The 14,362-nt window shown below is 63.1% G+C and carries 15 protein-coding genes; 7 read left to right on the forward strand and 8 right to left on the reverse strand.

Translation table 11 applies throughout. The annotated features are described in order from the left end of the window. Positions 1-2 precede the first annotated feature (2 nt). From EN808_RS03695 to EN808_RS03715, 5 genes are all read right to left on the reverse strand, one after another. Entirely contained in the window at positions 3-794 is a 792-nt protein-coding gene (locus EN808_RS03695; protein WP_135915181.1) for a Fic family protein, read from the reverse strand. Positions 795-842: 48 nt separating this feature from the next. Further along, positions 843-1,988, reverse strand: coding sequence for a hypothetical protein (locus EN808_RS03700; protein WP_135881228.1), 1,146 nt, complete (start codon positions 1,986-1,988; stop codon positions 843-845). Between the two features lie 40 nt (positions 1,989-2,028). After that, complete coding sequence (locus EN808_RS03705) at positions 2,029-3,117, reverse strand: hypothetical protein (protein ID WP_135915182.1); 1,089 nt, start codon at positions 3,115-3,117, stop codon at positions 2,029-2,031. 318 nt (positions 3,118-3,435) lie between these two features. Further along, a complete protein-coding gene (locus EN808_RS03710) occupies positions 3,436-3,825 on the reverse strand; it encodes a cytochrome c family protein (RefSeq protein ID WP_127278095.1) in 390 nt (129 codons plus the stop codon). A gap of 131 nt (positions 3,826-3,956) precedes the next feature. Next, positions 3,957-4,568 (reverse strand): thymidine kinase, encoded by a 612-nt coding sequence (locus EN808_RS03715; protein WP_135915183.1) that lies wholly within the window; start codon positions 4,566-4,568, stop codon positions 3,957-3,959. Between the two features lie 404 nt (positions 4,569-4,972). Here EN808_RS03715 and EN808_RS03720 point away from each other — a divergent pair, with 404 nt between their 5' ends. From EN808_RS03720 to choV, 3 genes are all read left to right on the forward strand, one after another. Further along, entirely contained in the window at positions 4,973-5,908 is a 936-nt protein-coding gene (locus EN808_RS03720) for a choline ABC transporter substrate-binding protein (protein WP_135867501.1), read from the forward strand. 121 nt (positions 5,909-6,029) lie between these two features. Beyond that, positions 6,030-6,884: a choline ABC transporter permease subunit gene (choW, locus tag EN808_RS03725; protein WP_135881225.1), complete on the forward strand. Its 855-nt coding sequence runs from the start codon at positions 6,030-6,032 to the stop codon at positions 6,882-6,884. Beyond that, on the forward strand, positions 6,881-8,062 hold the full coding sequence (gene choV, locus EN808_RS03730; RefSeq protein WP_127869780.1) for a choline ABC transporter ATP-binding protein: 1,182 nt from the start codon (positions 6,881-6,883) through the stop codon (positions 8,060-8,062). Before choW ends, choV begins: the two co-directional genes overlap by 4 nt. Positions 8,063-8,081: 19 nt before the next feature. On the opposite strand, the gene EN808_RS03735 is transcribed toward choV, so the two are convergent. Both EN808_RS03735 and EN808_RS03740 read right to left on the reverse strand, forming a co-directional pair. After that, the gene (locus tag EN808_RS03735; RefSeq protein ID WP_127278090.1) at positions 8,082-9,491 is read right to left on the reverse strand and encodes an ATP-binding protein; all 1,410 of its coding nucleotides are present in this window, start codon (positions 9,489-9,491) and stop codon (positions 8,082-8,084) included. Continuing rightward, complete coding sequence (locus EN808_RS03740) at positions 9,488-10,204, reverse strand: response regulator transcription factor (RefSeq protein WP_127278089.1); 717 nt, start codon at positions 10,202-10,204, stop codon at positions 9,488-9,490. The genes EN808_RS03735 and EN808_RS03740 overlap by 4 nt, the downstream gene beginning before the upstream one ends. Before the next feature lie 282 nt (positions 10,205-10,486). Here EN808_RS03740 and EN808_RS03745 point away from each other — a divergent pair, with 282 nt between their 5' ends. From EN808_RS03745 to clpS, 4 genes are all read left to right on the forward strand, one after another. Continuing rightward, on the forward strand, positions 10,487-10,786 hold the full coding sequence (locus EN808_RS03745) for a hypothetical protein (protein WP_135915184.1): 300 nt from the start codon (positions 10,487-10,489) through the stop codon (positions 10,784-10,786). 35 nt (positions 10,787-10,821) lie between these two features. Then, the gene (locus tag EN808_RS03750; RefSeq protein WP_127278087.1) at positions 10,822-11,130 is read left to right on the forward strand and encodes a hypothetical protein; all 309 of its coding nucleotides are present in this window, start codon (positions 10,822-10,824) and stop codon (positions 11,128-11,130) included. A gap of 162 nt (positions 11,131-11,292) precedes the next feature. After that, on the forward strand, positions 11,293-11,607 hold the full coding sequence (locus tag EN808_RS03755; RefSeq protein ID WP_127278086.1) for a hypothetical protein: 315 nt from the start codon (positions 11,293-11,295) through the stop codon (positions 11,605-11,607). Positions 11,608-11,736: 129 nt separating this feature from the next. After that, positions 11,737-12,042 carry an ATP-dependent Clp protease adapter ClpS gene (gene clpS, locus EN808_RS03760; protein ID WP_127278085.1) on the forward strand — a complete coding sequence of 102 codons (306 nt, stop codon included), beginning with the start codon at positions 11,737-11,739 and terminating at the stop codon, positions 12,040-12,042. A 233-nt stretch (positions 12,043-12,275) separates the two neighbouring features. Here the strand turns inward: clpS and EN808_RS03765 are convergent, their stop codons facing one another. Further along, the gene (locus EN808_RS03765) at positions 12,276-14,348 is read right to left on the reverse strand and encodes a hypothetical protein (RefSeq protein ID WP_135915185.1); all 2,073 of its coding nucleotides are present in this window, start codon (positions 14,346-14,348) and stop codon (positions 12,276-12,278) included. Positions 14,349-14,362: the final 14 nt, after the last annotated feature.

Here is a 14,362-nt window from a genome sequence, read left to right on the forward strand (position 1 = left end):
GGTCAGCTCCTTATCGGGATTACTTTCCCGGCTTCCGCAGAACGATCCTGCGCCTGACGCGCTGCGTCCAGATAGATGTCCAAAGTCTGATCCAGCCTTTCGAAAAGCAGCTTGTCGAAAGCAATGTGCCCGCCGCCGCTCTGGTCGATCTCAAGCGCTGCAATGTAATCGGGGCGATCTTCCGGGCGGATCGCTACCGGCGGGTATCCACCGCGTGCCAACACCAGATTCATCAAAAGGCGCGCTGTACGTCCGTTGCCGTCGTTGAACGGGTGAATGGCGACAAAGCGCCGATGAGCCTCGAAGGCAGTTCGTGGTGTGCTTGGCGCTGCGCTCAACCACCGGCATAAAACCTCCATCAGCGCTGGAATCTCCACGGGGGCGGGAAAATTGAATACGCCGACATTCGTATTCACGTAACGAGCGCTGTCGGCGTATTGGCCGGCTATCTCCGGCTTGGAATTCGCCACGACCAGATGATGAAGATTGCGGATGTCCGCCTCCATGATCGGATGGTCGTCCTTTGAAGCGATTTCGAGTACCCAACTCAATGCGCGCGCGTGGTCGATTGCCTCGAGGTGATCCTTGAGCGGCTTGCCACTGATCGTGATGCCTTTTTCCAGAACGAGGGCTGTCTCGCCCGCCGTCAGTGTATTTCCCTCGATCGCGTTCGACGTGTACGTTATGTCGATACGCTGGCTGTGTTCCAAGCCTTCCAGGGCGCCGGGCCGAACTCTCCTCTTGAGCGCATCGAGCTGCCGCTTCTTGCCGGATATTTTAGCTGCGGCGGTCATTGCTGGCGCCTCGGTGCTGTGTGGTTTTCAATGACGCAAAGCAGGTTCCTAGACATCCGATATCACCTGTCCATTCGACAGGATGTGAACCTTGTAGCCGGCAAAAATCTTCTGTGCTTCGCCGGCGGCGTAGAGCGCCTGGTAGGCCTCGTGCGGGATCAGCGCGTGGTTTTCGTAGCTCGATACGCCTTGGCGCGCGGCCTCCAGGTCGTCGGTGTTGATGAAGAATTCCTGCGTCGTCTTCTCGCTGGAGAATAGGCCCCTGCGGCCGGGCTTCTCGCCCTTGGAGTAGACCTCCTGGATGGTCCAGGTCAAAAGCCAGGCGTTTTCCGGCTTGCGCACCTTGGCCAGCACTTCCGTCACCGTCGAATTGTTGTCGGTAATGCCCGCCGAATAGAAGGGACCGAGCACCACGCGCCTCAGCTGCTTGGGGTGCAGTGGCTCGAAATCCTTGTCGAGGTTGACGGCGATGGTCGCCGGCGACAGCGTATAGGCCGAATTCTTCTCGGTGAAATCGTCGAAACGGTGGGCAAGCTCGGGGTTGAGCAAGCCGTCGACCGGCAGCGGAATGTCGACCTTGTCGTTGAGCTTGCCGCTCCGGTCGACAAGCTGGCTGACCATGCTTTCCGAGGAATCCTCCACCGTCACCATGTAGATCAAGGGCAAGTTGGCGCTGCCGTCGAAGGTCGCCCAGTGGACCAGATAATAAGGCCGCGCCGTCTTCGGATTGACCGACACCTTGGCTGTCTGCGCCAGCGTGAACGGACCGAAGGTCTGTTCGCTCTTGACGTCCTCGAGATAGAGCCGCTCGGCCATCGATTTCTGCAGCGCCTCGGGGAACGCCTTGTGGCGCAGGATGAAGTCGGCCATCTCCTCGCGCAGTTCGCCGGCCAGCGGGATGTTGGCAAGGCGTGCATCAGCCTGCCGGCGGTCGTTCTCCAGTTCGAGCAGGTTCTGGAACACCGGGAAACCGCTTTCGGCGCGCGAAATGCGGAACGTGTCCATGAAGCCCAGCCGATTGCGCCAGCAGGAGAAGGACTTGTCGAGCCGGGCGATGTATTCGGCAACGATCCTGGCGACGATGCCGTGCCGGTAGAGCGGCGAGCGGTCGTCGCGCATGAACACTTCAAGGCCGCTAAGCGCGGCCGTGATTGCCGAGAAATACCGCGCCGCAGCGTCGTTTTCGGGGGTCATGCTGTCAGCCCTGGGATTGTCGCACCGGTGCGCGCGGCAATTATGACTGCACGTAGTTGGCCGAATTGTGCTTCTTCAGCACCTCGTCGAAGCGGCGGGCGAAGGCATCGTCGGCCAGCTTCTTGCGGCGCTGGATGTCGGCGCTGGCCACCATGTTCTTCTCGTGCATCTCCAGCAGGTCACCAATGTGCTTCTGCGAGGCGGCGCCGATGCCGGCCATGGTTTCCTCGGCGGTGTTGTCGACCTGGCTGCCCAGCGTGTTGATCTTGTGGGCGACGTCCTGCTGGGCGGCGGTCTTCAAGGAATCTTCCAAAGCCTTGTACAGCACGATGCGCTGCTCGGTATCGATGGTCAGCTTGTTGATCAGCGTCGACTGCGCGGCGATCTGGTTGTTGAGCGAATCGACGAAGGTCTGGAACATGGAGGTGTAGCGCTCCAGCGTCTGGCTTTCGGCCAGCAGCTCCTGCTCCTTGGCCTGCTTTTCATTGTATTCGGTGGCGAGCTTGGAGCGCTCGCCCTCGAGCTGCGTGCGGTCCTTCTGGCTGGTCGAGGCGGCGATCTTGTTCTCAATGTCGAGCAACATCGGATTGAGCTCCTCGATGCGCTTCTGCACGGCTTCGAGGTTGTTCATGGTGGTCTTGCGGCGTTCGATAACCTGCGACAGGCTGGCCTCGGAGGTCTTGTAGCGCTGGTCGAGAACTTCCTTCTGCGCCTTCAATATGCCGACGATGGTGTCGGACTTGGCCAGCAGTTCCTGCAAATTGCCGGCGAGCGACATGTTGCGCACGCGGTCGGTGCGCATGCGCTGCTTGCGCTGCGCCGAAAAAACGCCGACGAAGTTTTCCCAGCCGGTATAGTTCTTCATGCTCTCGAACTCGGCGCCGAAGACATTGGTGGCGTCCTCGAGCCCGATGATCAGGTCGGCGATGTTGCCTTCCATCACCTTCTGCTGCTTCAGCACATCCTCGATGCGGGCGTTCTCGATGTCGAAATTGGCGTCGCCAATCTTCTTGTCGGCGGTTGCGAGCGTGTCGAGCACGGTGCCGGATTGCTCGATCTTGGTGCGCATATCCTGGACGACCTGCTTGGTCTTGGCAATTTCGGCATCGAAATTCTGCAATGTCGCCATAGGGGCCTCCCGCTTCGGCTTCCGCTCGCTGGTTGCGAACAGCGGCGAATATATGTGGGGTATCAGGGGATTGAAAGACGTGAAGAGAGTGCGCGGCGCGAAAACAAATATTCGGCCGAACCCTTGAATGGTAATGGAGCCGTGGTCATGGCGGGATCAACTGGCCGGCCAAGCCTGGTTCAGCTGATTTTGAACTTTCATGCCGGCAAAGCAATCAGTCGACGCCGAAGCGGATCGTTCTGAAACTCGACAACAACTGGCGCTTTGCAGCCCCGACCCGGCGCGCACAAGTCGCCCCGTCCGACAACGAACGGCTGCTCAGGGCTTGGGATCGGCTTTCAGATAAGCGATGACGTTGGCGATGTCGTCGTCATTGCCCAGGCCGCCAAAGGCCATCCTGTTGCCGGGCACCTTCAGCTTGGGCGATTTGAGGTATTCGGCAAGATTTGCCTCGTCCCACACGAGACCGGCAGCCCCCGCGTTCTTCATGGCATCCGAATAATGGCCGAGGAAGCTTTCGGCGGTCCCCGCCTTGCGGCCGACGACGCCCATCAGATGCGGGCCGACCTTGTCGTGGTCGGTCGCCGCCTCATGACAGGCCATGCACCGATTGAAGACATGTTTGCCCAGGATGGGATCGCCTCCGGCCCGGGCGGCAAGGGAAGTGGCAAGCAAAACAAGGCTGGCGGACAAGACGGCTCGAAGCATGGCTGACCCCGGAGAGTTCTGGCTGAGCGCGTGAAACTACGGCGCTGACCTTAACAAAGGCACCATAGAATGGCGTGGCTGCAAGAGGTGGCAGCCGGCTACCCGAGGCCGACGTCCAGCGGGCCTTCGTTTCAACGGCTGACAAAGCCGATGAAGTCGTCGGGTGCGGCGCGGCCCATTTCCTCTTCCCAGTGGCGGCGGCAGAGCGAGACATAGACATCCTTGCCGATCGCCACCTGTTCGCCCTGCCGGGCCACCTTGCCGTCGGGACCGAGGCGCACGACCATGGTCGCCTTGCGGCCGCAGCGGCAGATGGTGCGCACTTCGCGCAGATCGTCGGCGATCGCCAGCAGCGCGCGCGAGCCGGGAAACAGCTTGCCCTGGAAATCGGTGCGCAGGCCATAGCACATGACCGGGATGTTGAGCCGGTCGGCGATGCGGGCAAGCTGCCAGACCTGCTCCTCCTCCAGGAACTGCGCCTCATCGACGAAGATGCAATGCACCGCCGTGTGCTGGTGATGCTCGGCCACGCGGGCGAACAGGTCGTCGCCGTCGCGGAACATCTCGGCTTCCGTCTCCAGCCCGATGCGCGACGAAATCAGGCCGGTATCGCCCTTGCGGTAATGGCCGGCGACGAACAGCATCGTCGTCATGCCGCGCTCGCGGTAATTGTACGATGCCTGCAACAGCATGGTCGTCTTGCCGGCGTTCATCGTCGCGTAATGGAAATACAGCTTGGCCATGCCGCCCTTTAAGGTCTGTTCATATTCAGGTGAGGCCGGCCTGCAAAAGGCGGTTCCTCCGCTTCCGGTGCTCGCGTACTCAAAGTACGCTCCGCTCCGGTTCTCGGAGCCCACCATTTTCGGCGCGGCCTGACCTGAATCCAAACAGACCTTAAGCCGACTTGCCGCCGCGCGGGGAGGGGCCGCCGCCGCATTCCCCTGAAAAAGCCGCCGTTGCCGAGGCAGATTGCGCTCAGGCTTGGCACGGAAAGCGTCAGCGGTGTCGCTGATTGGCCAGCCAGCGCCGTTGATCGTGATTGTCTTAGCGCTTGAAACCACTCCAGAATGGTGTTTGGCTGACGAAACAAGGCGGACACAAAAACCGTAACTTCGCCCCGCCAAAGAATCGCAATGGGAGAATACAGATGTCGCGTATGAATTCCTTCGTCGCCGGCCTCGGCTTGGCGGCCTTCCTGTCCACGAGTGCCGCCTTCGCCGGCGATCCGGCGAGCTGCAAGGCGGTTCGCCTCTCCGATGTCGGCTGGACCGACATCCAGGCCACCACCGGGCTGGCCTCGGTACTGCTCACCGCGCTCGGCTACGAGCCGCAGGTGATCCAGCTCTCGGTTCCGGTGACCTATGCGTCGCTGAAGAACAAGGACCTCGACGTCTTCCTCGGCAACTGGATGCCGTCGATGACCAACGACATCAAGGACTACACGGCCGACGGTTCGGTCGAGACCGTCAGCCAGAACCTGGCCGGCGCCGGTTACGGCATCGTCGTGCCGACCTATGTCGCGGATGCCGGCGTCAAGACGCTGACCGATCTCGGCAAGTTCAAGGACAAGTTCAACGGCAAGATCTACGGCATCGAGGCCGGCAATGACGGCAATCGCATCATCCTCGACATGATCAAGAACCCGAAGGACAATCTCGACGGGTTCGAACTGGTCGAATCCTCGGAGGCCGGCATGCTGACGCAGGCCGAGCAGTCGATGAAGAACAATGAGTGGATCGCCTTCCTCGGCTGGACGCCGCATCCGGTGATGGGCGCCATGAAGATCACCTATCTCGACGGCATGGGCGACAGCGGTTTCGGCGCCGCCACCGTCTCGACCAACGTGCGCAAGGGCTACACGACCGAGTGCCCGAACGTCGGCAAGTTCATCACCAACCTGAAGTTCAATCTGGATATGGAAGGCCAGATGATGGACGCCATCCTGAAGGGCAGCGATGCCAACAAGGTGGCAACCGACTGGCTGAAGAAAAACCCGGATGCGGTCAAGCCCTGGATCGCCGGCGTGACCACCTTCGACGGCGGCGACGCGGCGGCGGCGGTCAAGACCGCGCTGGGAGGCTAAGCCGGCTTTGATTTCGCCATGACCTCAAAAACAGGGCAGCCACTGGAAAAGGCTGCCCTTTTTCATATGCTGTGAGAAGATGACCGTCCGGCAAGGACGGCGCAGGCCAAAGAGGGGCAAGATGGATCCGATTTCCAAATTCCTGATCGATTACAAGATTCCCATCGGGCCCTGGGGCAAGGCTTTCTTCGGGTTCCTCACCGACCATTTCGACACTGTGTTCAGGGCGTTCTCGAATGGCCTGAATTTCATCCTCGACGGGCTGGTCAACATCCTGCTGATGGTGCCGCCGGTGCTGCTCGCTTTGGTGATCGCCATCGTCGCCTGGCTGCTGCAGCGCTCACGGCCGCTCGCCATCGGCGTTTTCCTCGGCCTGATCTTCATCATCAACCAGAATCTCTGGAAACAGACGGTGCAGACGCTGGTGCTGGTCGTGGCCGCCGCCGCCATGGCGATGGCCATCGGCGTGCCGCTCGGCATCTGGGCGGCGCACAAGCCGAAGGTCTACCGCGTCATGCTGCCGGTGCTCGACCTGATGCAGACACTGCCGACCTTCGTCTACCTGATCCCGGTGCTGACGCTGTTCGGCCTTGGCAACGCGCCCGGCCTCATCGTCACCATCATTTTCGTCATCCCGACCGCGGTCAGGCTCACTCATCTCGGCGTCGTCTCGGTGCCGAAGTCGATCATCGAGGCCGGCGAGGCCTTCGGCGCCACCAAGAGCCAGCTGTTGTGGAAGGTCGAGCTGCCTTCCGCACTGCCCACCATCATGGCGGGCCTGACGCAGTCGATCATGCTGTCGCTGTCGATGGTGGTGTTCGCGGCCCTGATCGGCGCCGGTGGTCTGGGCACGGAAATCAACCGGGCGCTCGGTTCGCGCCGCATCGACCTTGGCCTTGAGGCCGGTCTCGCCATCGTCGTGCTCGCCATCGTGCTCGACCGGATGACCCGCATTGGCGTTGGAGGCAAGAAATGACCGTCGCCGTCGATTTCAGGAATGTCGATATCGTCTTCGGCGCCGACCAGGCCGGCTCGCTGGCGATGATCGACAAGGGCGCTACCCGGGCCGAGATCCTCGAGAAGACCGGCAATGTGCTCGGCTGCGCAGGCGCCAGCCTCACCGTGCATGAAGGCGAAATCTCGGTGCTGATGGGCCTGTCGGGCTCCGGCAAGTCGACGCTGCTTCGCGCGGTCAACCGGCTCAACGTGGTGTCGCGCGGACAAGTGCTGGTCAAGGACGGCGACCGTACGGTCGACGTCGTCACCTGCGACGAGCCAACCTTGCGGCGGCTGCGACAGAAACAGGTGGCGATGGTGTTCCAGCAGTTCGGCCTCCTGCCATGGCGCACGGTGGAAGAGAATGTCGGCCTGGGTCTCGAACTCGCCGGCGTGCCGGATGCCGAGCGCAAGGAGCGGGTGCATCGCCAGCTCAAGCTGGTCAACCTCGATCAATGGTCGAACAAATACGCCCATGAGCTTTCGGGCGGCATGCAGCAGCGCGTCGGTCTGGCGCGCGCCTTCGCGACCGAGGCGCCTATCCTGTTGATGGACGAGCCGTTCTCGGCTCTCGACCCGCTGATCCGCACCAAGCTGCAGGACGAGCTTCTGCAACTGCAGGCGGAGCTGAAGAAGACCATCATCTTCGTCAGCCACGACCTCGAGGAGGCCCTGAAGATCGGCAGCCACATCACCATCATGGAGGGCGGCCGTATCGTCCAGACGGGCGCGCCGGAAGACATCGTGCTGCGTCCCGCCAACGACTATGTCCGCGACTTCATCGCCAATGTGAACCCGCTCTCGGTGTTGACCGCATGGAACGTGATGCGCGACCGCCGCGATCTCGAACAGGGCACGGACGGCTGGGTGTGGCTCGACCGACGCAAGACGACCCGTTTCAAGATCGACGAGCACGGGCTGGTGGCGGCGGCCGAACGCGACGGCAAGCCGGCGGTGTGGACGTCGTGCACCGGGATAGAGGGCCAGCCCGAAGAAGCAGGTCAGGTGTTCTGGGCCAATCCGGGCACGTCGCTGAAAACCGTGATGCTGGCCATGCACCGCTCGCAGACGGCGCCGGTGGCGTTGTTCGACGACCAGTCCCGCTTCGTCGGCGCCATCGGCATCAGGGATGTGCTGAGCGCGGTGCTGCGGCGGTAGAGGTCCCAAGCGACAAGGCTCAAGCCGCCAGCGGCAGCCTCAGCTCCGTCAGCAACCCACCTTGCGGGTGGTTGGACAGGCGCACTTCACCACCCGCCGCCCGCGCGATGTTGCGGGCGATGGTCAGCCCAAGCCCGAGCCCGCCGGTCTGGCGGTTGCGGGAGTGTTCGAGGCGCACGAAGGAGCCGAACACGGCGTCGATCTGGGCTTGGGGTATGCCCGGCCCTTCGTCGCGGATGGCGAGTGTGATCGTGCCGTCCGAGCGGCTGAGGCTGAGATGCGCATGCTTGCCGTAGGTGACGGCGTTCTGCACAAGATTGGTAACGCAGCGCTTGAGCGCCACCGGCCGCGCCATGCAGATCAGGCCGCGTGAGCGGGTGTCGTCATTGTCGAAGGAAACGGTCTCGTAGCTGTCGGCGATCGATTCCACGAGCGACCAGAAATCGATCCTCTCGGCCTTCTCTTCCGTGACCTCGAATTTGGCGAAGTCTATCACCGAGCTCGCGATGCCTTCGATGTCGGCGAGATCGTGGGCGAGCGCTTCGCGCGCCGGTGATCTGCGCAACAGTTCCAGACGCAGCCGCATCCTTGTCATCGGCGTGCGCAGGTCGTGCGCAAGGGCCGCCGCGAGGTGCTCGCGGTCCTCGACATATTCGCGCAGCCTCTTCTGCATGGCGTTGATCGCCCTGGCGGCGGCGCGCACCTCACGGCTGCCGCTCTCGGTGACCGGCGGGCTCTTGAGATCATTGCCGATCCGGTTGACGGCGGTTTCCATCATCCGGTAGGGCGCGGTCAGCCGGCGCAGCGACCAGATCGACATGATCACCACCAGCCCGGCGATCAGCGCATAGAGCGGCAGGCTGTCGATGCTCAGGATCGGGCCGACGGGCGTTATCGGTTCGGTGAAGTTCAGCCACTGGCCGTCGGCGAAGCGCAGCGAGGCCGTCAGCTTGTCGCTCTGGGCGAAATCGGCGGCCAGCACCAGGAGGTCCCGCTCGACCTGGCCGATATCGGGGCCCGGCGCGGCGCCGCCGGCATCGTCGGCTTCGCGCGTCGCCGGATCGCGGCGCACGCGCGCGTCGGTGATGCCGAACTTCGACAGCCGGCCGACAAGAATGTCCTCGAGCTCGGCCAGTTCGTCATCGCCGGCGATCGAGGAGGTGACGGCGGGCGTGTCCGAGACGGTGAGCGCGTATGTTGAGTTGAACAGGCCCGCGGCGGTCGCCTTGCGCTCCTCCGGCGTGGCGCCACTCATCAGCTGCACGAGCGAGAAGGCGCGGTCGTTGAGGCGGTAGAGGTCGACCACGTCATTGGCAGCAGCGCGGTCGCGCGACACGATGTAGAGCGTCGCGACCTGGCTGATCAGCAGGCCGGCAATGACGATCAGCAGCACCCAGACAGGCAAGGTCTGCGGCAGGAAACGTCTCATTCGGAGGTCGTCTCGGGCAGGAACTGGTAGCCGCCGCTGCGCACGGTGAGGATCAGTTTGGGCGTCTTGGGATCATCTTCCATCTTGCGCCGCAATCGGCTGACCAGGATGTCGATACTGCGGTCGAAGGAATAGTCGCTGTCGCCGCCGGACAGTTCGATGAGCTGGTCGCGGGTCAGCACGCGCTGGGCACTCTTGACGAAGGTGTGCAGGAGGTTGAACTCGGCCATGGTCAGTTCGACCCTGACATCGTCGGGCGCGGTCAACCGGCGCCGCGAGCAGTCCATCGTCCAGCCGGCGAAATGGTAAATCTGCTTGCTGGTGGCGCGCTTGGGCTCTGTGGCGCCATTGCGCCGCAGCACGGCGCGGATGCGGGCCAGCAACTCGCGCGGGTCGAAGGGTTTGGGCACATAGTCGTCGGCGCCCATCTCGAGGCCGACGACACGGTCCGTTGTCTCGGTGACGGCGGTCAGCATGATGATAGGCGTCGTATACTGGGCGCGCAGGTCGCGGCACAGTTCCAGCCCGCTCCTGCCGGGCAGCATCACGTCGAGCACGATGAGGTCCACCTGCGAGCGGCGCAGGATGGCTTCCATCTCGTTGCCGTCGGCGGCAACCGAGGTGTGCAGGCCCCGCTTCTGGAAGAACTCCTGAAGCAGGTCGCGGATGCCCTTGTCGTCGTCGACGATCAGTATGTGCGCATCGGATTTCACAGCTGCCCTGTCTGGTTTGCCGGCCAAGCCATTCTTGGCTGGTGAGCCACACGATAGAATTCGGGCCATATGTTGGCCAGTGCCTTGCTTTTCAAGGGAGAATGAATTCCGCCTTCTCCACATGGAAAGCGACGGCCGGCCCGGCCCCGGCCTGGCCAGACACAATCCAGAAACAAAATTCTACAATCGGGAAAAACTCCTGAAAAGGTAGGTCGGCATAAAGGTGCCGTGGCGGTCAGGTCATCGGCTGCGACGCTAGTCTCCGGGTTCACGGATAAACCAATGCCAAGATTGTCGATCAGTTTGTTGGGAGTTTTGCTGGGCCTTGGCCTGCTCACTGCCGCTGTCGGCCAATCGGATGCAAAGGCGCCGCTCACCCGGAGCGAACGGTGCGCCAATCTCAGCCACCAATTTGATGAAGCCATCGAAACCCATGCCACGGCAACGCAGGTCACCGCGGCAAAGGCACTTCAGAGGAAGGGCAACCGGTACTGTGCCGCCAAGAAACAGGCGCAGGGCATCCGGATGCTCGCCAATGCTCTGAAGCTGCTTGGAGTGACACCGAACGACCCGGTCCAGTGACTCAAAAAGACCCGCATACAAAAGGAAATGAAGCCATGAACAAGTCCATCCTGTCCGCCCTTGGTCTCTCCGTCGCTCTCGCCTTCTCGATGCCGGTTCTCGGCTATGCAGCCGCCACCACGACCGCTGCCCCGGCTGCCGCCACCACGACCACCGCTCCGGCTGCTGCCGCGACGACCACCGCTCCGGCCAAGGCTGCTCCGAAGAAGGTCGCCAAGAAGACCGTCTGCAAGGAGACCAAGAAGCACAAGTGCCCGGTCAAGAAGGCCCCCGCGAAGGCGGCCCCCGCGAAGATGGCTCCCGCGACGGCGGCCCCCGCGAAGGCTGCTCCCAAGAAGCCCTGATCAGCTTCGAGGTCAGTTCTAGCAAGGCCGCTCCAGCCGCAAACCGGCTGGGGCGGCCTTCTGCCAAGTGCATGATCGATGAGCTGAACACCGGCGGCTTCCAGCCACGCATCTCGATCGTGCTTAACCCGTTTGCAATGCCGGCCCGGTAGGACAATCCGCATGAAGAAGCGGCCTTCGTCCATTTTTCGCTCCATGGTGATCGGCGGCCTGGTTGCCACCGGCGCCGCCAGGGTGCTGATTCTGCTCACCGCCAGCCCCGTGCCGGATCCGGCAAGCGGGCGCACCGAGCCCTCGCTGTTCGCGCCGGCGATTTCCAGCAATTGGGATTACATCACGCCCGTGCAGGCCTGGCTCTTGATCGTGCTCGCCGGCGCGACACTGATCTGCGTTGCCGGATGGCCGATCGCGGCATGGCTGGAACGCCGGGCGGATGCCGATGCTAGTCGCCGCATCTTCGGCCGTCAGGGCCGTTGAACCGCGACAGACCATTTCCCACATGATCGTGAAGGACCGGGCGTGCCCGCCGACGGTCCGCAAATGGACGATCGCTGCCGCCCGTGGCAAAATGCGGACTCAAGCTCGATCGCGAAACAGTCGGTTCGAATGCCTGAAATCGCCACAAAACCGCGCGTAAAGGTCAAGCCGCAGACAGAGCGGCCGAAGCTCTACAAGGTCATCCTCGTCAACGACGATTTCACGCCGCGCGAATTCGTGGTGACGGTGCTGAAGGGCGAGTTCAAGCTCAGTGAGGACCAGGCGCACCGGGTCATGATCACCGCGCACCGGCACGGCGTCTGCGTGGTCGCGGTCTTCACCAGGGATGTCGCCGAGACCAAGGCGACGCGGGCGACCGACGCTGGCAAGGCGAAGGGTTATCCGCTGTTGTTCACGACGGAACCGGAAGAGTAGGGCAGGGGCTTGGTCAGTGCTGAAACGCTGGCAATTGGCGAAACCATCCGCGGCGGCATCTTTCTCCCCGTCACTATACGGGGAGAAATGTCCGGCAGGACAATGAGGGGCGGTGCCGGAGGGTGACAATAGTTCAGATGAGCACATCGTAGGGGATCGCCAATCACGGCGACTCAGCGCTGCCCCTCATCCGCCCTTCGGGCACCTTCTCCCCGTGAACGGGGAGAAGGAAGCTACCTTCCCTCGCGGTACCACATCGAGCCCATCGCCAGAAGCAGCAGGCCGAGGCCGAGGAAGCCGCCGAACAGCGGTACGCGCGACACGGCCTTCAACACGCTGTCGTCGGTGGTGCGCACGCCGATCCAGTCGCTGCCCGACGCTTCGCCGGCCGAACGCACCGGCACGATGGATGGCAGCGTCACGTCGCTGCCCGTAGACGAGGCCAGCCGGCGCACGCTGCCGCCGGTGGCTTCCGCCGGCGCCTTCAGCCGCTCCTGCGTGGAGACGACGTCGGCGAATTCGGGTGCGTTGACCGGGCCGACATGGGCGAGCGCGGTGAGATCGCCATTGGCGACCTGGAAGAGGCCGATCTCGCTGGTCTGAACGCTGCCGAGAAAGACGCCGGGTTCGGATTTGTCGAGCTTGACGGTGAGCGTCTTGCCGGAGGGGGTGATGATCTGCGCGGGGCCGGGATCGTCGGCCATGGTCTGGCGACGGATCTCCAGCACCATGCCGCGTCCCTCGGCGGTCAGCCGTTCTTCCTCGAGCTCGGGCTCCTTCATCAGCCAGTGGGCGATGCGCCGGTAGAGCTGGACATGCGGGCCGCCGCCCTCGAAGCCGCGCGCCCAGAGCCAGCCCTGATCGGACAGAAGCATGCCGACGCGGCCTTCGCCCTTGCGGTCGAGCAGCAGCAGCGGCCGGTTGTCGGCACCCTTCATTACCACTTCGCCTTGCGGGTTCTGCACGCCGATGGTGCGGAACCAGCGGCTCCAATGCGGTGGCTCGGTGGCCGACCCGTCGAGGCCGCGCGTGACCGGATGACGCTGGCCGAGTTCGGTGAGGCGGGGATAAAAGGCCTTGTCGACGACCTCGCCGGTCGGCATCGCCGGCAGGGCCGACATCAGCGGCGTGCGGGCGATCGACGACTCGCCGGCATATTCGGGACCAGCGGCGATCAGCAGCGCGCCGCCCTTTTCGACATATTCGGAGATGTAGTCGTAATAGAGGATCGGCAGCACGTCTCGGTGCTGGTAGCGGTCGAAGATGATGAGGTCGAAATCCTTGATCTTCTCGACGAACAGCTCGCGGGTCGGGAAGGCGATCAGCGACAATTCATTGATCGGCGTGCCGTCCTGCTTCTCCGGCGGCCGCAGGATGGTGAAATGGACGAGATCGACCGAGGCGTCGGATTTCAGCAGGTTGCGCCAGGTGCGCTCGCCAGCATGCGGTTCGCCCGAAACGAGCAGAACGCGCAGGTTCTCGCGGATGCCGTCGACCAGCGCGATGGCGCGGTTGTTGGTGTCGGTCAGTTCGCCCGGCTCGCGGTCGATGGCCAGTTCGATGATGTTGCGGCCGGCACCCGGGATGGTCACCTGCAGCGGCATGGCCTGGCCGACAGTGGCATGCTCGACCGAAACCTGCTCGCCATTGACCGAGAGCCGGACGTCGACCGGTCCGGTCTCGTTTTCGGTCGAAATGACGCGGTAAGTCATGTCGAGCGGCTTGCCGACAAGGCCGAAACGCGGCGCGTTCTCGAAGCGGATGCGGCGATCTTTTTCGTGATCGTTGCCGGTGATCAAGGCGTGCAGTGGGGCGTTGAAATCGGGCGTGCCCGAGGGCGTGTCATGCACCTCGCCATCGGTGATCATGATGGCGCCGCCGATGCGCGAGGGCGGCACGTCGCGGAAGGCGCCTTCCAGCGCGCCGAACAGCCGTGTTTCGGTGCGCTCCTCGGCGGCGTCGGACTTGCCGGCCTCGACGACGCGGACGTCGAACTGCTTGAAGCGGCCAAGACGCTGCTGGAGCCCGGCCACTGCCTCGTCGGTCTGTTTGGTGCGGTCGCCAATATCCTGGCTCTGGCTGCGGTCGACGATCAGCGCGACGACGCTTTTCAGCGGCTCGCGTTCCTCATTGAGGAACACCGGATTGAAGAGGGCGGCGGCGAGCGCCAGCAGTGCGACGAAGCGCAGGACCGCGCCGCGCTGGCGGAACCACAGGCCGACGAGCGCCAGCAGCGCCAACGGCACCAGCACCAGGGCCAAAAGCGGCCAGGATAGAAGCGGTTCGAAGGAGATCGACCAGTTCATGCCCTATCCTCCCG

Origin of the sequence: Mesorhizobium sp. M8A.F.Ca.ET.165.01.1.1, assembly GCF_004792065.1 — a bacterium.
Classification (GTDB): domain Bacteria; phylum Pseudomonadota; class Alphaproteobacteria; order Rhizobiales; family Rhizobiaceae; genus Mesorhizobium.